The 24,392-nt window shown below is 46.2% G+C and carries 22 protein-coding genes; 12 read left to right on the plus strand and 10 right to left on the minus strand.

The features are described from left to right. Nucleotides 1–48 precede the first annotated feature (48 nt). The gene (locus tag KO533_RS07935; protein ID WP_219253576.1) at nucleotides 49–1,599 is read left to right on the plus strand and encodes a tryptophan halogenase family protein; all 1,551 of its coding nucleotides are present in this window, start codon (nucleotides 49–51) and stop codon (nucleotides 1,597–1,599) included. Nucleotides 1,600–1,608: 9 nt separating this feature from the next. Here the strand turns inward: KO533_RS07935 and KO533_RS07940 are convergent, their stop codons facing one another. Further along, a complete protein-coding gene (locus KO533_RS07940) occupies nucleotides 1,609–2,538 on the minus strand; it encodes an AraC family transcriptional regulator (protein ID WP_106649980.1) in 930 nt (309 codons plus the stop codon). A gap of 504 nt (nucleotides 2,539–3,042) precedes the next feature. Between KO533_RS07940 and KO533_RS07945 the strand changes: the two genes are divergently transcribed. From KO533_RS07945 to KO533_RS07960, 4 genes are all read left to right on the plus strand, one after another. Continuing rightward, a complete protein-coding gene (locus KO533_RS07945; protein ID WP_219253579.1) occupies nucleotides 3,043–4,335 on the plus strand; it encodes an MFS transporter in 1,293 nt (430 codons plus the stop codon). Beyond that, nucleotides 4,332–5,174, plus strand: coding sequence for an ROK family protein (locus KO533_RS07950; protein ID WP_219253580.1), 843 nt, complete (start codon nucleotides 4,332–4,334; stop codon nucleotides 5,172–5,174). The genes KO533_RS07945 and KO533_RS07950 overlap by 4 nt, the downstream gene beginning before the upstream one ends. Then, a complete protein-coding gene (locus KO533_RS07955; protein ID WP_219253581.1) occupies nucleotides 5,171–7,906 on the plus strand; it encodes a family 20 glycosylhydrolase in 2,736 nt (911 codons plus the stop codon). The genes KO533_RS07950 and KO533_RS07955 overlap by 4 nt, the downstream gene beginning before the upstream one ends. 194 nt (nucleotides 7,907–8,100) lie before the next feature. Then, nucleotides 8,101–8,343: a hypothetical protein gene (locus tag KO533_RS07960; protein WP_006080930.1), complete on the plus strand. Its 243-nt coding sequence runs from the start codon at nucleotides 8,101–8,103 to the stop codon at nucleotides 8,341–8,343. A 129-nt stretch (nucleotides 8,344–8,472) separates the two neighbouring features. Here the strand turns inward: KO533_RS07960 and KO533_RS07965 are convergent, their stop codons facing one another. The 3 genes from KO533_RS07965 to KO533_RS07975 all read right to left on the minus strand — a co-directional run bounded on the left by KO533_RS07965 (nucleotide 8,473) and on the right by KO533_RS07975 (nucleotide 10,383). Continuing rightward, nucleotides 8,473–8,982: a YgjV family protein gene (locus KO533_RS07965; RefSeq protein ID WP_028760654.1), complete on the minus strand. Its 510-nt coding sequence runs from the start codon at nucleotides 8,980–8,982 to the stop codon at nucleotides 8,473–8,475. Between the two features lie 139 nt (nucleotides 8,983–9,121). Next, on the minus strand, nucleotides 9,122–9,733 hold the full coding sequence (locus KO533_RS07970) for a Crp/Fnr family transcriptional regulator (protein WP_219253582.1): 612 nt from the start codon (nucleotides 9,731–9,733) through the stop codon (nucleotides 9,122–9,124). A 23-nt stretch (nucleotides 9,734–9,756) separates the two neighbouring features. Next, nucleotides 9,757–10,383, minus strand: coding sequence for a fumarylacetoacetate hydrolase family protein (locus tag KO533_RS07975; protein ID WP_219253583.1), 627 nt, complete (start codon nucleotides 10,381–10,383; stop codon nucleotides 9,757–9,759). Between the two features lie 207 nt (nucleotides 10,384–10,590). On the opposite strand from KO533_RS07975, the gene KO533_RS07980 reads away from it, so the two are divergent. Beyond that, on the plus strand, nucleotides 10,591–12,618 hold the full coding sequence (locus KO533_RS07980; protein ID WP_219253584.1) for a methyl-accepting chemotaxis protein: 2,028 nt from the start codon (nucleotides 10,591–10,593) through the stop codon (nucleotides 12,616–12,618). Nucleotides 12,619–12,637: 19 nt separating this feature from the next. Here KO533_RS07980 and KO533_RS07985 read toward each other — a convergent pair whose 3' ends face one another. Together KO533_RS07985 and KO533_RS07990 are read right to left on the minus strand one after the other, a co-directional pair. After that, on the minus strand, nucleotides 12,638–13,651 hold the full coding sequence (locus KO533_RS07985; protein WP_028760658.1) for a succinylglutamate desuccinylase/aspartoacylase family protein: 1,014 nt from the start codon (nucleotides 13,649–13,651) through the stop codon (nucleotides 12,638–12,640). A 124-nt stretch (nucleotides 13,652–13,775) separates the two neighbouring features. Next, nucleotides 13,776–14,354, minus strand: coding sequence for a MarR family transcriptional regulator (locus KO533_RS07990; protein ID WP_173245937.1), 579 nt, complete (start codon nucleotides 14,352–14,354; stop codon nucleotides 13,776–13,778). Between the two features lie 230 nt (nucleotides 14,355–14,584). On the opposite strand from KO533_RS07990, the gene KO533_RS07995 reads away from it, so the two are divergent. Beyond that, nucleotides 14,585–15,790, plus strand: coding sequence for an MFS transporter (locus KO533_RS07995; protein WP_219253585.1), 1,206 nt, complete (start codon nucleotides 14,585–14,587; stop codon nucleotides 15,788–15,790). Nucleotides 15,791–15,888: 98 nt separating this feature from the next. Here the strand turns inward: KO533_RS07995 and KO533_RS08000 are convergent, their stop codons facing one another. Together KO533_RS08000 and KO533_RS08005 are read right to left on the minus strand one after the other, a co-directional pair. Next, nucleotides 15,889–16,452: an alkylphosphonate utilization protein gene (locus KO533_RS08000; RefSeq protein ID WP_219253586.1), complete on the minus strand. Its 564-nt coding sequence runs from the start codon at nucleotides 16,450–16,452 to the stop codon at nucleotides 15,889–15,891. A gap of 134 nt (nucleotides 16,453–16,586) precedes the next feature. Continuing rightward, entirely contained in the window at nucleotides 16,587–18,806 is a 2,220-nt protein-coding gene (locus KO533_RS08005) for a TonB-dependent receptor (RefSeq protein ID WP_219253588.1), read from the minus strand. 336 nt (nucleotides 18,807–19,142) lie between these two features. Here KO533_RS08005 and KO533_RS08010 point away from each other — a divergent pair, with 336 nt between their 5' ends. Continuing rightward, nucleotides 19,143–19,856: a DUF2461 domain-containing protein gene (locus KO533_RS08010; protein WP_028760663.1), complete on the plus strand. Its 714-nt coding sequence runs from the start codon at nucleotides 19,143–19,145 to the stop codon at nucleotides 19,854–19,856. 94 nt (nucleotides 19,857–19,950) lie between these two features. On the opposite strand, the gene KO533_RS08015 is transcribed toward KO533_RS08010, so the two are convergent. After that, on the minus strand, nucleotides 19,951–20,547 hold the full coding sequence (locus tag KO533_RS08015) for a TetR/AcrR family transcriptional regulator (protein WP_131525344.1): 597 nt from the start codon (nucleotides 20,545–20,547) through the stop codon (nucleotides 19,951–19,953). A gap of 211 nt (nucleotides 20,548–20,758) precedes the next feature. Between KO533_RS08015 and KO533_RS08020 the strand changes: the two genes are divergently transcribed. The 3 genes from KO533_RS08020 (at nucleotide 20,759) to KO533_RS08030 (ending at nucleotide 23,749) form a co-directional block, all read left to right on the plus strand. Beyond that, complete coding sequence (locus KO533_RS08020) at nucleotides 20,759–21,385, plus strand: glutathione S-transferase (protein ID WP_219253590.1); 627 nt, start codon at nucleotides 20,759–20,761, stop codon at nucleotides 21,383–21,385. A gap of 66 nt (nucleotides 21,386–21,451) precedes the next feature. Next, on the plus strand, nucleotides 21,452–22,120 hold the full coding sequence (locus tag KO533_RS08025; RefSeq protein ID WP_219253592.1) for a glutathione binding-like protein: 669 nt from the start codon (nucleotides 21,452–21,454) through the stop codon (nucleotides 22,118–22,120). A 237-nt stretch (nucleotides 22,121–22,357) separates the two neighbouring features. After that, nucleotides 22,358–23,749, plus strand: a complete 1,392-nt coding sequence (locus KO533_RS08030; protein WP_219253594.1) for an RsmB/NOP family class I SAM-dependent RNA methyltransferase — start codon at nucleotides 22,358–22,360, stop codon at nucleotides 23,747–23,749. Nucleotides 23,750–23,904: 155 nt separating this feature from the next. On the opposite strand, the gene KO533_RS22760 is transcribed toward KO533_RS08030, so the two are convergent. Then, the gene (locus KO533_RS22760; protein WP_263180925.1) at nucleotides 23,905–24,039 is read right to left on the minus strand and encodes a hypothetical protein; all 135 of its coding nucleotides are present in this window, start codon (nucleotides 24,037–24,039) and stop codon (nucleotides 23,905–23,907) included. On the opposite strand from KO533_RS22760, the gene KO533_RS08035 reads away from it, so the two are divergent. Further along, nucleotides 24,038–24,199 (plus strand): hypothetical protein, encoded by a 162-nt coding sequence (locus tag KO533_RS08035; RefSeq protein WP_006080915.1) that lies wholly within the window; start codon nucleotides 24,038–24,040, stop codon nucleotides 24,197–24,199. The two genes, KO533_RS22760 and KO533_RS08035, sit on opposite strands and share 2 nt — an antisense overlap. The last annotated feature ends 193 nt before the right edge of the window (nucleotides 24,200–24,392 follow it).

A 24,392-nucleotide genomic window follows, 5' to 3' on the forward strand; every position in this document is an offset into this window, starting at 1 on the left:
CGACCTTAGGGTCGGCTTTTTGCGTTGATAATGCAGCGGGGATAAGCCATGAAAGTAAAGCAAGCAATCAGAAAAATCATTATCTTAGGTGGCGGCACCGCAGGTTGGATGGCCGCGGCCGCCCTCGCGAATAACCCCGTATTTGCCGCCATTGAACTCTGTTTAGTGGAATCGGACAACATAGGCACCATTGGCGTTGGCGAAGGTTCAACGCCACACTTAAAACGCTTTATGGACAACTTAGGCATTAGCGAAAAAGATTGGATGGAACAATGCCACGCCAGCTATAAAACCGGCATCGATTTCATCAACTGGAATGGCGACGAGCAGCAATACTTTCACCCCTTCTATTGTCAAATGGATGTGAAACCCGCTGAAGTTTTCTTTATCAACGCCAATGCAAGACGCCGAGGGCATGGTCATGCAGTAAAACCCGATGCGTTTTTCTCGAGTGGTGTATTGGCGAAACGCAATCTCAGCCCAAGGCCGAATAAAGCATTACCCTACGCTAACGAATACGGCTATCATTTCGATGCTACTGAACTTGCCAACTACTTAAAAGAATACGCTTGCCAACGCGGCGTAAAACACCTCATCGGCGATGTCATTGAAGTTTCAACAACCCAAAATCAACATATAGACGCCTTGATGCTGGCGAATGGCGAACGACTTAACGCCGACTTTTTTATCGATGCCAGCGGCTTTAGCGCTAAGTTAATTCATAAAACCCTAGGCGTACCCTTTCAATCCTTCGCCAATGAACTGCTCAACGACAGCGCCGTCACTGTTCCTGTACCAGCATTAATGGACACCACTCAAACACAGCAAACCCATGATCTACAAAACCATGCACTGCAAACCCAAGCACAGCAAGCCAAGTACCATACCCGCGCAACGGCGCTCAGTGCGGGCTGGCTATGGCAAATCCCCCTCACCCACAGGCTTGGCAATGGCTATGTTTATAGCAGTCGCCACCTCAGTGCCAATGCCGCGGCCAAAGAATTATTGCACAGTGTTGATCTGCCTGAATCAACCCAAGTACGGTTTCTCAAGATGCGGGTCGGTGTCAGTGACAAGGCTTGGCACAACAATGTACTGGCGATAGGACTCGCGCAAAGTTTTATCGAACCGCTCGAAGCCACGTCGATCATGATGACCCAATTCACCCTTGAAAAATTTATGTCGTTATTCGAGCGCTATCAATTGAATAAGCAGGCAGAGACCTTAAGTCGACAAACACTCAATCAGGCGGTCATGCAGTTAGTGCTCGGCATAAAGGATTATATTCAGGCCCATTATGTCACCAGCCAGCGCAGCGAACCCTATTGGTTGGCGGCGAGAAAAGTCACCATTTCCCAAAGGCTGACGCAACTATTGCAAGCTTGGTATCAAGGGGAAGACTTTGATTTACTGCTTTACCAATACGATCAGCAACTCGCCTACTTTCGCCCTTCTTGGTATGCGCTGTTAGCGGGAATGGATTACCACGACCCAAAACTGAAGCGCCCATTTGAGCCGATTTCAGCGGAGATCACGGCGCAAGCGATACACTACAGCCAAACCTTAGTGGAGCAGTATTTTCAGCCTAAGCATCCATGATAAGAATGGTTAAATTGCCCTTTGTTTACTGCTAAAGCACTGACGAAAACGACTCGGCGTGACACCTTTAAATTGAATAAAGCGCCGATTAAAATTGGATAAGTTATTGAAACCACACTGATCGCTGATGGTTGATATCGGACTTTGATTTGACAGCAGTAACTTGCACGCCTTAGCGATCCTGAGTTGATTGATAAACTCAGTTAAGGTTTTCTCGGTGCGTTTTTTAAAGAAGCGATGGAAGTGATTGGTGCTCATATGCGCCAACTTTGCCAAATCCTGTGCCGACAAGGCCTGAGTGTAATTGTCATAGATATGCTCGATCACTTTATCGAGTTTTTTCACGGTAAAGTCGAGTTTACTACCGTGGGTAAACAAGGTGCTCGACAAGAGTTCTTGCTGACTATCCTGTTGTAATAACGCTAATAATTCCAATAACAAAATATAGCGTCTAAAAGGATTGGCCGTCTCCATCGCGATAAACACACTATGGGCCTTACGCGCCGTTTCCTCACTAAACAACACACCTCGTTTGGCATGGGTCAAAAGTGAATGCAAAGACGCTAACTCACGTTGCTCATTCACAATTTGGTGTAGCCAGACCGCTGGAATTTGTGCCACATAAACGACTTCCTGCACCCTCGCATTCGAAGTGCCGTCTTTTAGCGCGTTGCCATTTGATATCTCGTCAGTTGAAACACCAAGGTTCGCCTCGGATTGCCAGCCGTGGGGCATGTCGGGACCTATGATCACTAAATCATAATCGCCATAGCGGGCAATATGGTCGCCCACATAACGCATACCATAACTGTTGAGGGTTAAGCAGATTTCGTACTCGGGGTGATAATGCCAATTGAGATCCATGTGGTCCCATTCATAACGAAAGTAACGCCAAGAGCTATTTTCATCGGGGATCACTTTTTCACACAGAGGTTTCATCCATTAAACTCCAGTTGCTCATTCCTTTTCCTTAGCTTCAATCAGCCCTTACACAACAACGCATTCACTCAAGCTAGCGGTTATTCCACCCTGTTTAATTATTCAACCACTTAGTCCTTATTTTTAAATGCCAGCTGTGACCTATTTGAGCCGAGAAATAGCAGTGCCACGCGCACTATTGTCTATAGCAAGTCAGCCTTGCAGTGATACTAAAATCCGCCACTCCGATACTATTCTACCCAATGTTAATTAAAGGTAACTATTTTACAAGTAAACACTTTATCAGCAGAGGCTAAAACATGGTTTTCTCTATGCTCATCCGCAGCAGCTATCTGCTGCCCACTATCTACAGCAAGTATTTACAGCACCTGATGTAAATCAGCCCAATCAGCGCGAACACGATTTGACTATGTGAGAAAAGTATCGACAGAGGCACCATTCGTATCACCACCAAGGCGAGCGTCAAGCCACAATGAATTTCACTTAATTCAATTGGCTAAGCACATGAAACACAAACTCATCATTCTGTTTGTTCTCTGCACTTTCTTTGTGATTTCTTTGATGACCAACAGCATGGGGCCGATTTTCCCTGCGTTAATTGACAGTTATGCTATCGGCCTGACGTTGGCGGGGTTATTTCCCTTTGCGTTTTTTATCGCCTACGGCGTGACATCGATTCCTGCGGGGATTTTGGTGGACAAGTACGGTGAAAAGCGGGTGATCATCTTAGCCTTTAGCCTAGCGTTTATCGGCGCCGTGACTTTTGTGTGTCTGCCAACCTTTAGCATCGCCATGTTTAGCCTGTTTTGTATTGGCACTGGCATGAGTTTATTGCAGGTAGCAGTGAATCCCTTATTGCGACAAGCTGCGGGGGCAGAGCATTTTGCCTTTTTCTCCGTACTGGCCCAACTTGCCTTTGGCGGCGCCGCGACCTTAGCGCCGCTGGTGTATCAGCATTTTGTCGCCTTAGATCAAGCCAGTGTTGCATCAGCCAACTATGTGCAACAGCTATTGCCAGAGAACATGAGTTGGCTCGCCATGTATTGGTTATTCGCCGTGGTCGCGCTCGCCATGGTGCTCTTTGCCAGCCTAGTGAAGATGCCCAAAGTGAATAAACTGGCAGATGAGTCGGCAGGTGCCCTCGAGACCCATTTACGCCTTTTCAAAGATAAAACCGTTTTGAAATTCTTCTTCGCTATCGCCGCCTACGTTGCGCTTGAGCAAGGGCTTGCTAACAGTATCTCAGTCTTTTTGCTGCAATATCATGATCTTGATACCTTAAGTGTCGGCGCCAATGTGGTTAGCGATTTTTGGTTTTACATGACGCTCGGCTGCCTACTCGGTTTACTGCTACTTAAACTTATCGACAGTCAGATCTTGCTGCTCAGTTTTTCCCTTAGTTCACTGGTTTGTTTTCTGGTGGCGATTTGGGGACCGAGCCAACTAGCATTAATTTGTTTCCCATTGGTTGGCTTTTTCATTTCTATCATGTGGTCGGTGATCTTCTCGTTGGCGCTCAATTCGCGCACTCAAGATCATGGCTCATTCGCCGGCATTCTCTGTACTGGCATTATCGGCGGTGCGTTTATCTCGCCGATCATTGGTGTTATCAGTGAGCTATCCGGCGAGTTACGGCTCGGGATGTTAGTGCTGTTAATCCCTATGGCTTACATAGGTTATGTGGCCCTAACGGCTCGTCCCTTGATTAAAAACACCACATTATTTTCAACAAAAGCGGCCTCAAAGAATAACGAGTCGATGGCAACAAACAACACGAGAGGCAACAAGCTATTATGAGCGTCCTATGTTTAGATCTTGGGGGAACTAAACTGATGTTGGCACAGGTGGAAGGTAAAACCTTACTCGACACTTGGCGGTATCCTGTTCCCGCCGATGGCAATTTTGAACAATTATTAGATTTCCTCGTGACCTGTATCCACAGCCACCTCACATCTGAAACCTGTGGTATTTCCATCGGGATACCCGGCATGGTGGATATGCAGAGCGGCACTTTACTCGAAGTGCTCAACATCCCTGCGCTGACAGCAACGCAGTTAGCCCAGCAACTGCAAAATACCTTTGAAATGGATGTTGTTGTGAATAACGACGCTAACCTCTTTGCCCTTGGCGAAGCTGTGCTCAACAGCAATCAAGACATGCTCGGGATTACCTTAGGCACAGGCGTAGGCGCTGGGGTGATTTTTAATGGTCAGTTGTATTCGGGTAAACATTGCGCCGCAGGAGAAATCGGCAGTTTGAGCTATCGCGATGGCATTATTGAGCACTACTGCTCGGGGCAATACTTCACCACTCATCACCAGATTAGTGGTGAGCATTTGTACCAAAAAGCCTGTGAAGGTGACAGCCAAGCGCTACAAGCCTTCGCCCATTTTGGCGAACACTTGGCGCACATGATCGCCCAAACCTTACTAGTATACGATCCCAAAGATATCATCCTTGGCGGCTCAGTCAGCCAAAGCTTTCCCTTTTTTATTGAAGCGCTTAAACAGAAATTGCAAAGTTTAGTCTATGGCCCGCAACTGACAGACTTGACGATTTCAGCCAGCCAACATCACAATGCAGCCCTCATAGGTGCCGCGCAATGGTTTTTACAACAAAAGGACTTAGCTAAGTGAAAGGACTAACGAAAGGGAAAATAAAGTGGCAGAGGATTAAGACGGCCTTAATCAGCGGCGTAATGGCCGTGCTTCCCGCGATGCCTGTGCTTTCAATACTTGTTATGCCATCAGTACAGGCCGCCAATGCCGTGCAGGAGGCAAATCATGTCGCGCTGAATCAATTGGCCGATAAGCTCCAATTAAATTATCAGTTAACCGCCAGTTATCTTGAAACCTGTCCCGCTAAAGAAACCCAGTGCTATCACTCCGCCATTGAGCTGACCTTGCCCGCTCAGTTATCCAACGACAAGTTATCTAATGAAGAGTTAAATCATGGCGATTGGCAAATTTATTTCAGCCAGTTATCGCCCGTTTATTTCGTCGATGCGGGTGACTTTAGCATTGAGCATATCAATGGCGATTTACACAAAATCACTCCTAAAGCCAGCTTTAAGGGCTTCGTCGCCGATCAGGTTTATCGTATTGAGTTTTATAGCCAAGGTAGCCAAATCACCCGTTCCGAGTTTATGTCAAACTTCTTTGTCGCTATGGGCGATAAGGCGCAGGTCATAAAGAGCACTCAAACAAGGCGCGATAAAGAAACAGGTTTAGCCGAGCAAGACTACCTGGCGCCTTTTAATGCAGAGAAACAATTCTTACTGGCAAAAAACGATGCAACCCCCTTTGCCGATGGCAAGTATTTAGCAGAGCAATATCAAGCTTTAGCCGCAGACAAAGCACCTGACATTAGCGGCAAACTCATCCCCACGCCACTTCATAGCCAAAGCCTAAACTCGGCGCCTTTATCCCTTGCCAAAGGTTATCGACTCACGGCTGCGACTGTCGATTTTAAAGGACGGCAAGCGGCATTTGATTACCTCGATTCTTTAGGCTTTTCGGCCAAGGACAAAGGCACGCCGCTATTATTGCAACTCGATACTCAAGCTCCTAAAGTCGCAAGCACTGAAGCCTATGATAGTGAAATTAAAAACAGCGAAGCCTATCGGTTAACCATAACGGCTGAGCAAATCAGTATTCGAGCGAGCAGTGAAGCGGGACTCTTTTATGGCCTACAGAGCCTAGCTGGGCTGATCAGTTTAAGTGACGATCAACTCGTCGCCATCGAGATCCAAGACCAACCTCGCTACGCCTTTCGCGGCCTGCATATCGATTTAGCCCGTAACTTTCACTCGCTCGATTTTATTAAACGCATTATCCCACAGCTCGCCGCCTATAAAATCAATAAGCTGCATTTGCACTTAGCCGACGATGAAGGCTGGCGTTTAGCCATCCCCGGCTTACCTGAACTGACCGATGTGGGCGCAAAACGCTGTTTCGATTTAACCGAGCAAACCTGTTTATTGCCACAACTGGGCAGCGGCATAGCGGACGTAAACCCCGTCGATGGCTACTTAACCGTGGCGCAATACCAAGCAATATTACAACTGGCTGATGCTCACCATATCGAAGTGATCCCTTCACTGGACATGCCGGGGCATTCACGCGCCGCAATAAAATCCATGGAGGCGCGTTATCACCATTACCTCGCCAAGGGAGACAAAGCTAAGGCGGAGGAGTTTTTACTGACTGAATTTACAGATAAAACCCAATATTCGTCGATTCAGTATTACCACGACAACACACTCAATGTGTGTCTGCCGAGCACCTATCACTTTATCGATACTGTGATTGATGAAGTTAAAAAGATGCACCAAGCCGTAGGCATTCCTTTAGTGCATTACCACATAGGCGCCGATGAAACCGCGGGCGCTTGGGTAGAATCCCCCGCGTGTATCGCAATGAAAAAACAAAAAGCCGATGAGTTTGCCGGACTGCATTCGCTCAATGGTTACTTTATCGAGCGAGTTGCGAACATGTTGGCAGAGAAAGGAATTATTGCCGCTGGTTGGAATGATGGCATGGGTGAAGTGCGCCCCGAAAACATGCCCGCCCAAGTGCAATCTAACGCTTGGTCGCAGATTTCAAACAACGGCCATCAAATCGCCCATAAGCAAGCAAATCTTAGATGGAAGGTCGTTATCTCAACGCCAGAAGTCACCTATTTCGATTTCCCCTACGCTAGCCATCCAGATGAGCGCGGCAATCATTGGGCCTCGAGGGCAATAGACAGTTTTAAGGTGTTTAGCTTTATGCCCGATAATCTGCCCGCACATGCCGAGCGCTGGCACAATAGCTTAAATCAGCCATTTGTGTCGGACGATAGCCGCAGCCAGCTCAAACCGGGACACCGTTTTTACGGCTTGCAGGGACATCTTTGGAGCGAAATGGTGCAATCGGACGAGCAAGCAGAATACATGTTATTCCCGCGCATGGTCGCCCTTGCCGAACGGGCATGGCATAAGGCTCCATGGGAATTAGCCTATGATTATCAAGGTAAAATCTATAGCCAGCAAACTCAACATTTTGCCCGCCAACTCAATGGCCAAGTCGAGCAAGTGCTCAAACAGGATTGGCAAATATTCGCTGCGGTTTACGCCAATAAAGTACAACCTAAGTTAGCAAAAGCGGGAATTTTCTATCGCATATCACCGCCTGGGATACGTGTTGAACATCAGCAGTTAGTGCTCAATAGCTTATATCCCAATGCCGAGTTGGAATACCAACTCGACTCAGGACCTTGGCTAAGCTACCGCCAAGCGTTCAAGCTTAATGATGTCAAACACATCCGCGCTAGAGTCAAAGATGGCGCACGTTACTCTCGCCCATCGACTTGGCAAAACACCCTCTAGTCGTTTCTCGCACAATGTCGGCCATCATATGTGATGGTCGATGCGTTAATTGACTATTAATACCACTGGTCGATGGGTTAAGCATGAGCTTACATTGAGGCTTTTCAATAACAGCGCAACTCAGGCTATAATCTCGCTATTCGCGATGACACTCTCGTGATAATACTTTATCAAGCCTAAGGATCCGCCAACCGATGACAACTGCTTCTACTAGCCCCTTTGCCGTGTTAAACCAAACCACAGCGACCTCGTTTAATGAACAGAAAAATCTGATTAAACGGGTATTTAAAGGTAAGCCAGTGCAATGTCCTAGCTGTAAACAGACACTTAAAGTCATATTGCCTGAGCAGGCAAAGGCAGAACAAGCCGCAGGAATTTACTGTGCTAAAGGCTGCACAGATATCGAACTCGATATGGAAGCCGTCGCGGGACTCTAATCATTCCAGATCCAACCCACACTGGCATTAGCTTCACATCGACGGCCAAGCGACGATTACAACAGTCACTGTAATTCGCCGTTATAAAGTAAATATCTTTCTAATTATCAATGAGATTATTTAAACTGATCACGGCAGTTGCTTAAGCTGCCCACGAAAATAGTGTCGATAATAGCCCACCAAATTACTGCCAATAAAGAGTACCTCCATTAACACTGCCACAGGCGATCCCACTAAGGCATTGTGAACGAGCCAAAAACTGGTTCCGACTATCATAAGCAGTCTGAGATCTTTATCCCTTTGACAGAATGCGGCGCGGGTTTGAAACAAGGTGCCTATACAACTGATCACAGTCGTTACCCCATTAAAGGTCACAATGCTCATCACAAGTGCAGCAATAGAGAAACACCATAGGGCTACTTTTGAGGTGGTAAAAATACTGGTGAGATAACGCACTGTGGCTATGCCCATTAAGCCTGCGGCAGTCCATTGCTCCAGCAAACAAAAATGAATTGAAATCAAGATGCCAGACACAAAAAGGCAGGCGACTATCCGCTCCCGCGCTTTAAATTGAAACGAAATCAGATCGAAGATAATGGCTATCGCCACCAAAATTTGAGACAAAGTAAACGCAGTCAACTTATTAAGCTCCTTCGCTTTAAGCAATAATGCGCACTCAGATTGAAAGCCTTATAGACTTGAGAGCGCAACTTAAGGCGCAGCATCATGGGAATCGCGCTTTAGCGCATTAACTTAAGTTAACTGGGAGCAAAAACCATTAAAGAGAGTCTTGAAGTCGTCGACGCATACGCGACAAACTGATTGCCGTAATGCCAATATAATTAGCTAGCTGACCTTGGCTTAACCGCTCAAGCCAAAGTGGTGAATGTTCGCGTAAATACAGATAACGTTGCTCAGGTGTGTGCAGCAGTAAAAAGGCTTCCTTTTGTTCTTTATACAATAATTGCTGTTTAAGTAACCCAAGTTGCACTGACTGCAGCGAAGTATCATCCAACACAGATAACGGCATTTGGATAAGTTTACAGGTGCTTAAAGCTTCTAATTGGTAACGAGCGGGAATTTGCTTAAGCCAACTGACATACAAAAAACACAGTTCACCCTCGAAATAAAACTCCTTACAGCGCTCTGTGCCCTCCTGTGTATAATGGCAAGCGCGCACGATACCATCCACAACAAAATATGCCTGTGACTGCTCATTTCCTTGGCCAAGAAGCACCTCTCCCGCCGGCACGTTCAACGCTTTAAACTGTGGTAAGTAACGTTCAACAGCAGCTTGACTCGCCCCTAACGCAATCAAATATTGTTGCAGTGGCTGGCAAGTTGGCACCTGCAATACAGCAGTCTTTTTTACGTCATCAGGTTCAATCATGCGAGCAACTCAGCGATTTATCACTAAACACTTAACCACTGCCATTCGAGTAAGGGTTCAGCACTCGCTTGCAAGCCACGGCTCAGCGTGACGTTAAATACACTTTTAGCGGGAATGCTTCCCACGCCCTTAGGCGTGCCTGTCATTACAATATCGCCCTCATCGAGACTGATAAATGCCTGTAGCTCGGACAATATGGTCTGAGGTTTGTAAATCATTAAATCGATATGTCCCTCTTGGACTAGCTTGTCATTGATACTCAAGGTGAAATGCAGCTGTGCCTCTGCATCATCAATCGCCACAAACGGACTGAATAACGCTGCACCATCAAAGGCTTTTGCTCGCTCCCAAGGCAATCCCTTAGCTTTTAACTTAGTTTGCAAATCACGTTTTGTGAGATCTAAACCGACGGCGACGCTACTGAAACGGCCATTTTGAAACATAAAACACAGCTCGGTTTCATAATGCAAGGTTTCCCCTTGATGCTCAGAATGAAGCACAGTCGAAATGGCCGAATTGGGCTTTAAAAATACCACCATATCCTCGGGAATTTCGTTACCTAATTCATGGATATGCTCAACATAGTTACGCCCAATGCAGAGAATTTTTGTCGGTACGATAAGGTTTTCACCTAACACGACTGATTTCATCTTTAATCCTTTTCAAGATAGGGTTGAAATTATTTTAAATAATAAAACCAACTATTTAACCTAAATTAAATCTAAACGTTCAATTGAACTAATCACTGTACTTATGACGAACTCTGCTACACTTAAATCAATATTTCAACGAAAACAGCGATCTAACCATTAATAAACCCATTTTACAGGGACAGTCATAGAAGAGGTTTTCGCACTATGTTAACGCTTACCATAAAACAAAAAATCATCTTTAGTTTTAGTGCAATTGGCGCGCTGCTCATCGCTGGCAGTAGCTTTTTCTACTATTCACTCTCCCAAGTACAAACCGCCTATCAAAATATTGAAACCTTAGCCGTACCCGTGCAAAAGCAGAGTAATAGCTTACAACTAGTGCTATTAAAAATGTCACGCCTTGCCACCTTGGCCCATAGTCAGCAAGACACTGCCGCCTTAACCAAAAGTCAGCAAGCATTTACCGCGCTGCAGAAGAAATATCAAAGTATCGAAAATGAGTTAATTGAGCGAGTTGCAGATCAACCTAAGATGCAAACATCCCTAAACGAAGCGCAGGCAAGATATCAAGCCTATTTGCAGCAAAGCCAAGCCATGTTTAGCGCTAAACTCGCCAATGAACAAGCAAAACGGCAGTACCTGCAACTCTTTGAGCGCTTTAACCATGCCAAGACCAACGCCAGTAATGCGATGATTGATCTCGAAACTCTTTCCATCCCCGATAATCCCACTTTACTCGAAGAAATTGTCGGCACAGGTACTCGCATTGACGACATGCTCTATACGCTAGCCAACACTATGGGGGAACTGATCCGCACTCAAAGTTTGGATGTTATTCAATCGCACCAACAGGATGTCGGTATTTTACTGGGAAATCTCACCACTAACTTTACCTTTTTAAAACAACAAACTGATGGGCTTGATACCTTAGGCCTACTGCAAACATTCGAGCAAGAATATGCGATTATCAATACCTTACTCGCAGCGCCTGCCGAACTTTATAAAGTGCAGGAAGCCGTAGTTGAGGCACAACGACAAGCAGAGCAACATTACCTCGATGCCGATAAAGAGTTTAATGCGAATAATCTCGCCTTAGATAAGTTAATCAACTTAGCCGACCGCCGATTTACCAGCCTGCAAACCATCGCCAGTAATGATATTCAACAGGGTCAAACCTTAGCGATTGTACTAGCACTGGTATTTATCATCATGGTGAGTTTTATCTCCTTCTTCACCTCCAAGGCCATGCTCAATCCCTTGGCCTTAGTGAACGGCGCACTCGCCAGTATCGCCCGAGGGGATTTATCTAAACGCATTCATAAACGTCATAACGATGAATTTGGTGCCCTAATCGATAACATGAATACCTTGAGTGACGATCTTGCCAAGCTGTTAACCAATATCAGCCAAAATGCCCATTCATTGGACAGCTCTGCCACCCAAACCAATGAGCAAGGCCAGCGCATCGCCAATGCCGCAACGGCGCAAATCAGTCGAGTCGATGAAACTAAAGCCTTGGCAGAACAGATGTTTACTAGCTCAAATCTAGTGACAGAACAGGCCAGTGAGTCGGCGAGACAAATCAGTCAAGCCTCGAAATACGGTAATCAAGTGAAGCAAATTGCCGATGATAATCGCAATAAAATTGCCGAACTGAGCGCCCGTTTAAGTAGCTCAGTTGAAGTCATGTCTCGCTTGAGCATTCAAAGCGATAATATTGGCAGCATTTTAACCACCATTAGCAGCATTGCCGAACAAACCAATTTGCTGGCACTGAACGCCGCCATTGAAGCCGCCAGAGCGGGGGAACATGGACGTGGTTTTGCCGTCGTGGCCGATGAAGTGCGATCACTTGCCTCACGCACCCAAGCCGCCACCGCCGAAATTCAAACCATGATCACGGCCCTGCAAAAAGAAACGTCCACGGCAGCCGATGCAATTACTACGGGGCAAAATCAAGCAAATGAGTGTGTCGGACAAAGCCAAACCCTGCAGGATGCTATCGCTCACATAGAAAGCACCTTACATACCCTCAATAAAATGAGTCTAGAGATCACCCACGCCGCCCACGAGCAGTTAAATTACAGCCAGCGGATTGAGTCGAGCATGAGTGAGGCGGCACAATCTGCAGACCAAAATGCCAATGAAGCTATGGACATGGCCAAACGCAGTAACGAAGTCACTCTGCTTGCCCATTCACTCACCAGCTCAGTGGAGCGGTTTAAACTGTAGAGGTGATGGGACCTAGAATCTAGGCATATTCCATCAGGAATTCATCGAGCTGTTCGTTGGCAATTTCAATCTCGTCACCTTCGAACTGGGCGATATGAAACATACCCTCACCTTCGTTAGTCACAGGGATATTACTTATTCCTATGATAATACCGTCGGTTGGCGCGCGAATGGCCACACTGTCACCGCCGTGGGGACTAACGATATGGGCAATGATATAACCCTTAGTCACCCGCTGGCCGAGTTTAAGCTTCATATTCACTAAACCATCGGATTCACTGCGAACCCAATAACTGCGAATAGCACTGACACTCGCGCCTTTGTTACTCACTCGCCCTTTAAGCATATCTAAACTGCGCATCACATTGAGCACACCTTTGAGGCCAGATTTTATCGACAACTCGCTAAAACGTAACGCCTCTCCAGCCTCATATAAAATGCAAGGAATGCCCTGTTGATTAGCATAACCTCGCATAGAAACACTGCGCGCTTTAGAATGCATGATCAGCGGTGCACCAAAGGCATTCGCCATGGCCAGCATAGTCTCATCATTAGTATCACAGCGAATTTGCGGCAAATTATCCCTATGGACGGCCCCAGTATGTAAATCAATCACATGGGTTGCATGAACTAATAACTGAGTGGCAAACAGATTAGCTAAACGGCTTGCGAGCGCCCCTTTGCTAGAACCTGGAAAGCAACGATTTAAATCGCGCCGATCGGGTAAATAACGGGATTGCTGAATAAAACCAAACACATTCACTATTGGCACCACAATTAATGTGCCCGTCAGATTCTTTGGATTCACTCTGGCTAATAAACGCCGACAAATTTCGATACCATTGAGTTCATCCCCATGAATGGCGGCACAAACCAATAAAGTCGGGCCAGGTTTGGCTCCGTGAAACACTTCCACATGAATATCGAGTTGCGTATCGGTATACAACTTAGCGGCTGGCAGCTTGATCCCTAATTGCGTCCCAGCTGTGACTCGTTTTCCCGCTAATTCAAATGCTTCACGTCTTTTTACCATGGCAACTCCCTTGTTCTATAAAATGTTATCCCGCGCGGTTGGCTCATGTTTACCGCATTTTGCCAAAGTGATCCGCTATTACATATCAGCCTACTTTAAAGACTAAAGTGGGATTTTAAACGAATTATTGCGGCTCAAATTGGTTCAGCCAAGATTTTAAAATCTGCAGTAATACAGGCCTATCTTCAACGCTCACGCCCGCGAACAACGCACTTTGACATTGAATATGCTGAGGTAATGCCTTATCAATGAGCGCCTTACCCTCAGCAGTTAACGAAACATGGACGGCGCGGCGATCTTCCTTACTGTGCTCCCGCTCAATCAGCCCCTTATTTTCGAGTCTGTCTAAACGACTGGTCATAGCGCCAGAACTTAGCATCATGCTCTGATAAAGTTGCGAAGGCGAGAGTGTGAACGGCTCTCCCGAGCGCCTTAACGTCGCGAGCACATCGAACTCCCCCTGACCTAAGCCAAATTCGGCGTGGCATTGCAGCAGTACCACTTCGATATATTTCGTTAAACGAGCGATTCGCCCGAGCACAGCCATAGGGATCAAATCCTCACTCACCCCTTGCTGTTGCCACTGTTCAACAATTCTATCGAGGCCATCTTCTTTGGTATTCGAATCCGCTTTCTTTTTATCCGTAGAACTCGCGTTAGTATCCGCAGGACTGGCATTAGTTAGCGTCATTTTAGCTGTCATAGGTTTATCTCAATATAAAGATTCTTTACATCATTCTTTACATCTTAGTCATTTTCTCGCAGAATTAAAATATCTTTATATCAAGATACATCTGAAAGAGATTCTTTTTGAATTGTAGTGATGTAGTTTCAACCTACTGTTGTTGAAAGGAAATCATCATGAGTATGCTAAATGCTGCTACAAATCACTTTTTCAGCAAATCAAACTCAGCTTATTTTTGGAGACAATCCATGCGATCCCCCCAGACAGAGAAAGCGAATTTATTGCTGCTCGGACTCGCGTTCATCCTTATTGGTCTAAATCTACGGCCCATTCTCGCCTCGGTTGGGCCTTTACTGCCCAGCATACAAAAGGATATCAGTTTAAGTTTTACCTTAGCGTCTATGCTGACATTGCTGCCCGTGCTCGCAATGGGACTGGGCTGTTTTGCAGGCTTTAGTATCGCCAAACGTTTAGGATTCAATACCGTAATGACAGGATCATTGCTACTGCTGATCGGCGCAACTGCAATGCGCTTTTGGGCGATAGATGCCAATTGGCTTATCTGCTCGGCATTACTGGCAGGGGTCGCAATCGCCCTCATTCAAACCATAATGCCCGCCATGATTAAGCTTAATTTCGGTGAACGGGTCCCCTTAATGATGGGGCTTTACGTCACCGCCATTATGGGTGGCGCCGCATTAGCGGCGAGTAGCGCGCCTTTTATCGGGATGAACTTAGGTTGGCGCGCGGGTCTAGGCCATTGGACTTGGCTAGGCATATTCGCACTCGTGCTGTGGCTCCTGATTAAACATAAAGCCGCATTACCGAGCCAAGCAAAAGAGCAAGCTTTGCAACTTAACTTTTGGCGTTTTCGTCGCAGTTGGCTATTGGCGATATTTTTTGCATTAGGCACAAGTTGTTATGTCTGCGTACTTGCATGGTTAGCCCCCTACGCAGTCGAGCTAGGTTATAGCCAAACTCAATCTGGATTAGTGTTAGGTTTCTTAACCAGCATGGAAGTGATCGCGGGCTTAGTGTTTCCTTGGCTTGCCAGCAAGTCGACGGACAGACGCGCCATCATAGCCCTACTCTGCTTACTACAACTCATTGGCTTTATGGGACTGGCACTCGCCCCTCAAGTATCACTATTTTTATGGGCGGGACTTGCAGGATTAGGTATTGGCGGGATTTTTCCACTCGGGCTGATTGTCACTATGGATCATCAACAAAATCCTATGTTAGCAGGTAAATTAACTGCCTTCGTGCAGGGTGTGGGATATACCATAGCGGCTATCTCGCCTTGGATTGCCGGATTAATTCGCGATAATTTCAACAGCTTTAACAGTGCTTGGTTATTACTCGGTGGCTTAAGTGTGATCGCGTGGATATTATCTTGGCAATTTAATCCGCAGGGCTATGCACGCCAATATCAAACCACCCGCTGCGTATCTTAACTACCTAACTCAACATAAAAAAACCGCCATGTCGGCTAACGATCATGGCGGTTTTTTTTGTGTTGAGCTAAATAAATCGCGCTCACACTAAGCGAAACTTAAGACTTTTTAACGAAGCACGTCAGAATCACAATACGAGTACCGTTAACGCGGCCTTCGATATGCTCTGGGTTGTTGGTCAAAGCAATGTTACGCACAGCTGTGCCACGCTTAGCCACAAAGCTAGTGCCTTTCACGTTTAAGTCTTTGATGATGACCACAGTATCGCCAGCATTGAGCACTGCACCATTACTGTCTAACGTTGGCATAGCATCGTCACCTGCTGCGGCAACTTCGGCATCACCCCACGCTTTTAAATCGTCTTCAAGATAAAGCATATCCAGCAAATCTTGCGCCCAGCTTTCGCCATTTAAGCGCTTAAGCATACGATATGACATCACTTGAACTGCCGGTACAGGACTCCACATGCTGTCATTCAGACAACGCCAGTGGTTCATGTCCATGGTATCTGGTGCCGCAATTTGGCCACTGCAGGTTTCACAAATCATGATCTCATTGTCACGGCCATCGGAGGCTGGCAGATCATAAATAGAGAGTTCAAGCTCGCTGCCACACAGTTCACACTTGCCGCCACAGCGACTTAGCAATTCATTTTCAGTCATTTTTCTGTTCTATATGCCTAGTAAAACGCGGATTATGCCATAAACTGGCATTTTTCGGCAGGGGGCTGAGGCAATATAACCCTATTTTTTATGAGCTATATATACCTAGTCCACACAGCCTTGGTGATTAGTCTTTAAAATTCATAGGCTAAACTCAAACGGACATCACGCCCAGCGGCGGGTATCCCATCGGAGAGAAACGGCACCACTTGCAGATCCGTAAGATTTTTTACCATCAAACGCACACTTAATCCCTTTAAGATGGCTTGAGGTTCATAGGCGAGATACACATTCTGTAGGAAATAATTCTCGCTGGGAGACTCGGCATTAAAGATATCACCGTGGGGAACATTGGTTTGCGCATCATACCAAGCGCCCTGCCAAGCGATAGAAATGTCATCTGTGATATACATGCCTAAACGCAGACGAATATCGAGCGGGGCTATGTTAGCTAAATATTCATCGTCATCTTGGCTATCTCTGAGTGACCCATTGTGCTGTCCTTGCAGCCATGAAACCGCAAGATCACTGAACACATCTTGATAGCGATATTGGGCTTCAAAATCGGCGCCGTAAATATGGTAACCATCAAGATTTGTGTAACCACTTTGAATTAAATGGGTTTTATCAGACTTAGCTCCGCGGCGCTGGGCAATATCATCACGACCTAAATTGGCAAACAGGGTGATTTGCGTCGACAAGGCATCCTCATTGGCAAGTACATGCTGATGCTGCGTCATTAGGCCTAATTTGAAGGCATGTAAGCGTTCGACATCAATGTCGCGACTCGTGCCGGTAATGCTGGCTTTGGCGTATTGCACGGCATAAATCTCATCCACCACAGGGGCTTGCAGACTATAGGCGTAATCAAAGTTTAACCGAGCGTGATTTGTCAGTTGATAATCTATGCCTAATCTGGGTGAGAACCCCGAATGATGGGTTGAGCTATAGTCATGGCCCGCAGCAATATCATTGTAATCTGGTGCAATATTTGGTCGACCTATGCTGTAGATAAAGTCATATCGCAGCGAGGGAGTCACAGTTAAGTCATTAGTAAGATGAATTGCATCGCGAATATAGGCAGCATAGGTATCTTGACGGCCTTCAGGTTGGTAGTAAGGTGTGTACCAGCCAAAGTTTTTCTCGGGATTTGTTTCATAACTTTTGTTAAACACGAGCGAAGTGCGGTCGAGACTACGGTACTGTAATCCTGTGGTGATCTCATGGTCACCAATCAAGCTCAAGTTGTTAATATCAATGTAGTCACGTTTATAGTCTAGCCAAGATTCGTGACCGAAGTTGCCTACGGAAACCGTCATTTTCTCCCACGCGATATCGGGTCTTACCCAGTGGCGTGCATTCGCCGAATGGGAAATCACCACTTGGGTATCGATCAGGGGATTACTCGGCGAATAGCGATAATTTGCCGACCAAGTGTTGTCTTCATAGGTGTTGTAGGCGGTTGTGGCATACAGAGCCTGCTCGTAGGAACCGTACTTTTTAATGTTGTAGTCCGAAATTGCAGGCATAGGGCCACGGCGGTTAGCCCAAGGTTTGCGGCCCTCATCAAGATAATGGGTCACGCTCAAGGCTAATTGGTGATCGCCCTGCGCGTAATCCATCTTACCTAGGTAGTTATTTTGCTCATAACCTGAATATTCAAACTCTTCACCATTGGCTAAAGTGACATCCCCAGCATCGCGACGCGTAAGATGCAGCAAGCCAGATAGATGTGAATTCACGCGGCCATAAACTGTCCCCGTATAACCCATAGCGTCATTATTGCTGGCGTAGCTGGTTTTGGCTCTCGCGCCAAGTGATTGATTATGTTTAAGAAAATCATCGGCCGATTTAGTGACCACATACATGGCCCCACCAAAACCCCCATTGCCCGAGCGCACATCATGGGCACCCTTAATCACTTCCACTCGCTTGATGAGGTCAGGATCGAGGAAAAATGAGCCGTAGCGATACTGCTCAAATCCTACCGGAGCATTATCCACATAAACGTTAAAATCTTCAGTCTCGCCAAAGCCCCAAATATTAATCCGCTCACCGCCACTGCGGGTACCGCCATCGATATGCGCCCCAGCCATATCATCGATCACTTCGGCGAAAGTTGTCGCCTGCATCTCCTCGATTTGATCCATGGAAATAATCGCTTCACCTGGTTTAGCGACTGTGATGGCCCTGCGATATTGCTGCCCATGAACCTGCAGGATCTCAATCGGCTCAACCTTAGGCTCGCCCAATACCTCAGCGGCGTACAACGGCATTGAGGGCAATATACATAATCCCATGAGCGACAGATTTCTATTCGCTTTCCACTTCTCACACTTAGGCAGGCAACCCATTCAACGTCATCCTATTAACAAACCAATCTAAAAATAGGGCGGCATTATAGGCACTAACGAACAAGATAAGAATAGTTCTCACTTAGCTTTACGTGTAAATAACCGACTTATTGAAAACAAGGTAGAAACGGCACAATGCAAAAATTTAAGTGAAGATCTTGCCGAAGGATGGCAGTATTGGCACCCAACTTGGCAGTCTTAACTATCGTGTTTTAACTATCGTGAGTAAGAACGGGCGGGCGATATGGAAGGATATGTCAGCAACTCACCTTGCTCCTCAATCGGCATTAATACTGCTTATGCTCGGTTTATCTGCATTAATAAGGTTCCCTGATAATGGCCACTCTAACAACTAAAATCCCCATCGCGACTGGTGCAACATTCAGCACGGCAAGCCTGCAATTTTTAAATCAACTGGCACAAAACAACTCCCGCGACTGGTTTAAAGCCCATCAGGCGGAATACGAAGAAACAGTGCGAACGCCTGCGCTGCAGTTTATCGAACAAATGCAGCCCAGTATTCTCGCCCTCTCACCTCGGCTGACTGCAGTACCAAAAAAAGTCGGCGGCAGCTTGATGCGTCCCCAGCGAGACAGCCGTTTTAGCAAAGATAAAACGCCCTATAAAACCAATGTTGGCATTCAATTTCGCCATTTTCAGGGCAAAGACGTGCATGCGCCGGGACTATATTTACACATTGCCGAAGATGGCTGTTTTATTGCCGCAGGGATTTGGCACCCAGAATCGAAAGCCTTAAATGCCATTCGCACTTGCATCGATGAGAATCCCAACGGCTATAAAAAGGCGCTACAAACCTTACAAAGTCATGGATTTAATATGGATGGCGATAGCTTAACTCGACCACCAAAGGGATTTGATAAAAACCACCCTATGCTGATAGAGCTAAAACGAAAAGATTTTATCGCAGTTAAAAATATCGCCTTTGAGGAACTCTGCCGCCCAGATGCAGCCAGTTTTTGTGCCGAGCAATTTGCACACTGTACTCAACTGATGGCCTATCTGTGTTTTGCGCTGGACTTGGACTTTTAGAAATAGACTTTTAAAAATAAACTTTTAAAAAATAGATTTCTAAAAAACATGGCCTAGGCAAAAACCTAGGCCAATCAAACTATGTCATTTGCAGTTATGCCGTCTGATTAGCACTCAAACTACGTAAATAGTCTTGCAATACAACAAACGCATTGTCTAACAACTCATATTCGCCCGCCTTGCCTAACACTCTAATCCCTTGTAATTGCAGCACTAAAAAAGCAGCAACTTGATGTGGTTGCACATGGGCTAATAGCTCTCCACGCGCTTGGCAAACTTGTAACACTTGGGTGAATGAGGTCTGTAATCGACAAAATAATCGCTGACATTCCTGCAGCACACTTTCATCGTTAAGGCTCTTTTCGAGCACAGCATTTTGCATAAAACAGCCATACTTTTGCTCCCGCTGCAAAGCAACAAAGCGCGCTAAATAAGCTTCTATTTCAGCTAAGCCCGCTTTTTCATGCAGCAGGGTATCTGAAGCGCCAAAAGAGTAGTTATCAAGGTAGAAACTGAGGCACTCGCGGTAAAGATTCTGCTTGTCGCCAAAACTGTTATAGAGACTAAATCGATTAATGCCTAAATGGCCGACAAGATCGGAAATCGAGGTTTCGGCAAAGCCCTTTTGCCAAAAAAGCTCCATCGCCAATATGAGTTTTTCTTGCCGATCAAAATTACAACTCCGTGCCATAGCCTGCGACCTAATCTCTTGAATACGCGTTCACGATCAGCTTCACCATTCCTCTTCACCACACTCTTCTTTACTACAGAAAGTTGAGGGGTAAATCATTCTTGACTGTTCGTTTAGATATGGCGTAAATTCTATCCTAACCGATCGTTCCGTTAAAGCCTTATATGCCCGAATCGAGCATAAAGCACTGATAAAAACTACAGGACTTTAGATGAAACTCTACGAATTAGCTCCGACTCCCAGCGCACGCCGCGTCAGTATTTTTCTTGCGGAAAAAGGCATAGAAGTGCCAAGAGTGAACGTCGATATCCGCGGAGGAGAAAATTTAAGCGCTGAGTTTAAAGCCAAAAGTGCAAATGGCCGCATTCCACTGCTCGAACTCGATGATGGCAGCTACCTGTGTGAATCTGTTGCCATTTGCCGCTATTTAGACGAAATCCACCCGAGTGAACGTTCACTGTTTGGTAATACACCGCTTGAGCGCGCCAAAGTAGAAATGTGGCAACGCATCATAGAGTTACAAGGATTAATGGTCGGGTTTCAAGCCTTTCGTAATTTAAGCGGTGTCTATAAAGACAGGGAAAATTGTGTCGAGTCTTGGGGCGCAGAATCACGCCAAAGGGTCATTGACTTCCTACCAAGCTTAGACCAACAATTGAGCAAGTCACCCTTTGTGGCAGGCGATGCATTCAGCATTGCCGATATTTCGGCTTACGTTTTTATCAGCTTTATTAAGAATTTAGATATTGAAGTCACTGACAGCTTGCCGCATCTCAAGGCTTGGTTCATCACTATGGCGCAGCGTCCTGCCATAGTATTGTTAACCCCTACAAAATAGCGGCACGAATGCCTGAATAGGCCCTAAAGTGAGTAGCTATAAGCGTTATAACCTAAAGGAATCATCATGATAGATTTATACACAGCCGCGACCCCTAACGGTTTTAAAATTTCCATCGCACTGGAAGAAATGGGACTTGAATATCGCGTCCATAAATTAGATTTCAGCACCAGTGAGCAAAAACAGCCCGAGTTTATCGCCATCAATCCCAATGGTCGCATTCCCGCCATTATCGACCGCGATAACGAGGATTTTGTGGTATTCGAATCGGGTGCGATTCTGCTGTATCTCGCCGAAAAAACAGGTAAATTCCTGCCAGCCGATCCGAAAAAGCGCTCACAGGTCATCCAATGGTTAATGTTCCAAATGAGCGGCGTCGGCCCCATGATGGGACAAGCAAACGTATTCTTTAGGTACTTCCCTGAAAAAATCCCCGCAGCCATTGACAGGTATCAAAAAGAAGGTCGACGTTTATTCGAGGTTATGAATACTCAACTAGCTACAAATCAATACCTTGCTGGTGACGAATACACGATTGCCGACATCGCAACTTGGCCTTGGGTGCGGATCCACGAGTGGAGCGGCATCAATATGGAAGGTCTGACACATTTGCAACGTTGGTTAGATGAGTTAACACTCAGACCCGCGTGCCAAAAAGGCATAATCACGCCACCACCGGTAGAAATAAGTGATGAAGAACGGGCTAAGCAAATCCAAAAGATGGTGACGAAATAATCACCTTCCAAGCGGTAATTGAGCGATAGCCTGCAAATAACTCTTTGGTACTGAATGCACTATGAGTCTCAGTGACTCAACCACAAAAAAAGCCCTGCAAGTTGATACTACTTTGGGGCTTTTTTTCTGCCTGTTATCGGGCAAAACTGCTACACTCTGCGCCACTTATTTTTCCCCTCTGTTCGCTACACCTCTTACATAAGGCGCAGTCACAGAAGCATGATCTAGGCTAAATTTATGGGTAATCCAAGCAGCTTCTCTTCCGGTAAAGCATCCAACTCAAACACATCGTCAGCGTTAAATGCAGAGGCGAGCACTCCAGCGCAAAAACGTGCACTCAGTTACGCCAGTACAATTAAGCAATTATTCGATGAAATTCAAAGCAGTAAAATGCCCGCCGACCGTATTCTGGCCAACTACTTTAGAGAACATAAAAAACACGGCTCGAAGGATCGTAAAGTCATTCGTGAATCTTTGTTTGGTCTGTTTCGCTGGTGGGGTTGGTTTCAGCGATTAGGCGATCAACAAGAATCAGCGACTTATTTTGCCAGCCTAAGTGCCAGTGCGTTATTAGAAGCCCATGCTTGGCAAGATATCGCCACTGCTTGGCATGAGTTATCGCAGTCACCTATCGATTATCAGCAGGCTCAAGCACTTGCCGTTAAAAGCCTCGACGACAAACTCACGCTAATGCAGCATTTATTTCCCGCGGCTGAGTTTAAACCACAGGACTTATTACCCGAGTGGTTCTGGCAAGTGTGCCCTGTAGATGCGGCGCAGCAAACCCAATTAATTGCTGCTATGTCCAGTCGCCCGCCGATTTGGGGACGCGCACAGGGGATCACTAGCCAAGATGCGGCGACACAACTGCAAGCGCTCGGTATAGAAGCGAGTTATGGTCATTACTTTAGCGATGCCATCAATCTTGGCAGCAAGAGTATGAATCTTAATGAAATCGCCCTGTATAAAGACGGTAACATTGAGATCCAAGATTTGGCTTCACAGGTCATAGGGCAAATTTGCGCGCCAGAACCCGATGCCCATTGGTGGGATGCCTGCAGTGGTGCAGGCGGCAAAACCCTGCAGCTGCGGTCTTTGATGTTGACCAAGGCTGCTGATAATAAAACACCCTCTACGGGCAGCATTATATCGTCAGATATTCGCTCCAATGCCCTAGAAGAACTGACTAAACGTGCCCAAAGAGCCCACTTTAACGGCATTAGCGTTGCCCGTTGGAAGAGCGATGCCCTGCCGGTACCAGCGGATCATTTCGACGGTGTGTTAGTCGATGCCCCGTGCAGTTGCACTGGCACTTGGCGACGTAATCCCGATATGCGTTGGTTGGATGGTGTTGAAGCCGTGGCCGATAAAGCCGCGTTACAGCTCGATATTTTAAGCCGTAGTAGCAGCGCAGTTAAAGCGGGCGGCATCCTCGTTTACGCCACGTGTTCCTTGTCGCCGCTCGAGAACCAAGACGTGGTGACAGCGTTTTTACAGCAACATCCAGAGTTCACGCTCACGCCAATACGCCATCCTTTTACGGGTGAACAAACAGAAATGTTGACCGTATGGCCCTTTGAAGCGAATAGTGATGGTATGTTTGTCGCGCGTATGCTGCGCGTCAAGTAACACTAACTCATTATTTTGTATCAAAACTTGGCGCCTTTCATTCTGGGTGCCAGTTTCAATCATATAATATAATTTCCGATGATAATCAAACTTATCCTTTAATTATCATAAAGATAACCCACGCATCCCCCATTAAAATCTCAGATACGGCCATTTCAGTGGCAAGATATAGCCTTTGGACAAAACTTTTCACCATCAGTGATGAAATATTTCGCTTTAGCTTCATCTCTCCTTTGGGTAAAAAGATCGGGTGCTGCGAATGGCACAGGTATTTTTGGAATTTTGACCATGTCACACTCCTATGAATTTGACGACGATGATGCGCCATGGGGCGATAACGTCAAAGGTAAGCAAAAGAATAAACGCGTGAAACAGCGCCGCAGAGATACTAAGCGACGTTACTCGGACGATAATACAGAGGTGGATTTCTACCAAAATAAATCGAAGTAACTAAATCTAAGTACCCTTGCTCTCCGGGTTTGTTTTACAAATTCGTTCTGTGCTAAACCTGCCAAATCTGAGCAAGTTGGATAATATCCAACTTGCTACTCAACCCCCTTATCCCCTCTCAAATACTTAATCATTCCAGTGTAAAATCAATGGGCTTAATTGCTTATTTGCCCTATGCTTTTTGGGCTATAAC

The organism is Shewanella sp. NKUCC05_KAH, assembly GCF_019345585.1.
GTDB classification, from domain to species: Bacteria; Pseudomonadota; Gammaproteobacteria; order Enterobacterales; family Shewanellaceae; genus Shewanella; species Shewanella oncorhynchi.

Excerpts from the sequence above, each read along its gene's own strand:
- KO533_RS07935 (WP_219253576.1), top strand. The coding sequence starts at position 49 with ATGAAAGTAAAGCAAGCAATCAGAAAAATCATTATCTTAGGTGGCGGC.
- KO533_RS07940 (WP_106649980.1), bottom strand. The coding sequence starts at position 2,538 with ATGAAACCTCTGTGTGAAAAAGTGATCCCCGATGAAAATAGCTCTTGG.
- KO533_RS07945 (WP_219253579.1), top strand. The coding sequence starts at position 3,043 with ATGAAACACAAACTCATCATTCTGTTTGTTCTCTGCACTTTCTTTGTG.
- KO533_RS07950 (WP_219253580.1), top strand. The coding sequence starts at position 4,332 with ATGAGCGTCCTATGTTTAGATCTTGGGGGAACTAAACTGATGTTGGCA.
- KO533_RS07960 (WP_006080930.1), top strand. The coding sequence starts at position 8,101 with ATGACAACTGCTTCTACTAGCCCCTTTGCCGTGTTAAACCAAACCACA.
- KO533_RS07970 (WP_219253582.1), bottom strand. The coding sequence starts at position 9,733 with ATGATTGAACCTGATGACGTAAAAAAGACTGCTGTATTGCAGGTGCCA.
- KO533_RS07975 (WP_219253583.1), bottom strand. The coding sequence starts at position 10,383 with ATGAAATCAGTCGTGTTAGGTGAAAACCTTATCGTACCGACAAAAATT.
- KO533_RS07980 (WP_219253584.1), top strand. The coding sequence starts at position 10,591 with ATGTTAACGCTTACCATAAAACAAAAAATCATCTTTAGTTTTAGTGCA.
- KO533_RS07985 (WP_028760658.1), bottom strand. The coding sequence starts at position 13,651 with ATGGTAAAAAGACGTGAAGCATTTGAATTAGCGGGAAAACGAGTCACA.
- KO533_RS07990 (WP_173245937.1), bottom strand. The coding sequence starts at position 14,354 with ATGACAGCTAAAATGACGCTAACTAATGCCAGTCCTGCGGATACTAAC.
- KO533_RS07995 (WP_219253585.1), top strand. The coding sequence starts at position 14,585 with ATGCGATCCCCCCAGACAGAGAAAGCGAATTTATTGCTGCTCGGACTC.
- KO533_RS08000 (WP_219253586.1), bottom strand. The coding sequence starts at position 16,452 with ATGACTGAAAATGAATTGCTAAGTCGCTGTGGCGGCAAGTGTGAACTG.
- KO533_RS08005 (WP_219253588.1), bottom strand. The coding sequence starts at position 18,806 with ATGGGTTGCCTGCCTAAGTGTGAGAAGTGGAAAGCGAATAGAAATCTG.
- KO533_RS08010 (WP_028760663.1), top strand. The coding sequence starts at position 19,143 with ATGGCCACTCTAACAACTAAAATCCCCATCGCGACTGGTGCAACATTC.
- KO533_RS08015 (WP_131525344.1), bottom strand. The coding sequence starts at position 20,547 with ATGGCACGGAGTTGTAATTTTGATCGGCAAGAAAAACTCATATTGGCG.
- KO533_RS08020 (WP_219253590.1), top strand. The coding sequence starts at position 20,759 with ATGAAACTCTACGAATTAGCTCCGACTCCCAGCGCACGCCGCGTCAGT.
- KO533_RS08025 (WP_219253592.1), top strand. The coding sequence starts at position 21,452 with ATGATAGATTTATACACAGCCGCGACCCCTAACGGTTTTAAAATTTCC.
- KO533_RS08030 (WP_219253594.1), top strand. The coding sequence starts at position 22,358 with ATGGGTAATCCAAGCAGCTTCTCTTCCGGTAAAGCATCCAACTCAAAC.
- KO533_RS08035 (WP_006080915.1), top strand. The coding sequence starts at position 24,038 with ATGTCACACTCCTATGAATTTGACGACGATGATGCGCCATGGGGCGAT.
- KO533_RS22760 (WP_263180925.1), bottom strand. The coding sequence starts at position 24,039 with ATGGTCAAAATTCCAAAAATACCTGTGCCATTCGCAGCACCCGATCTT.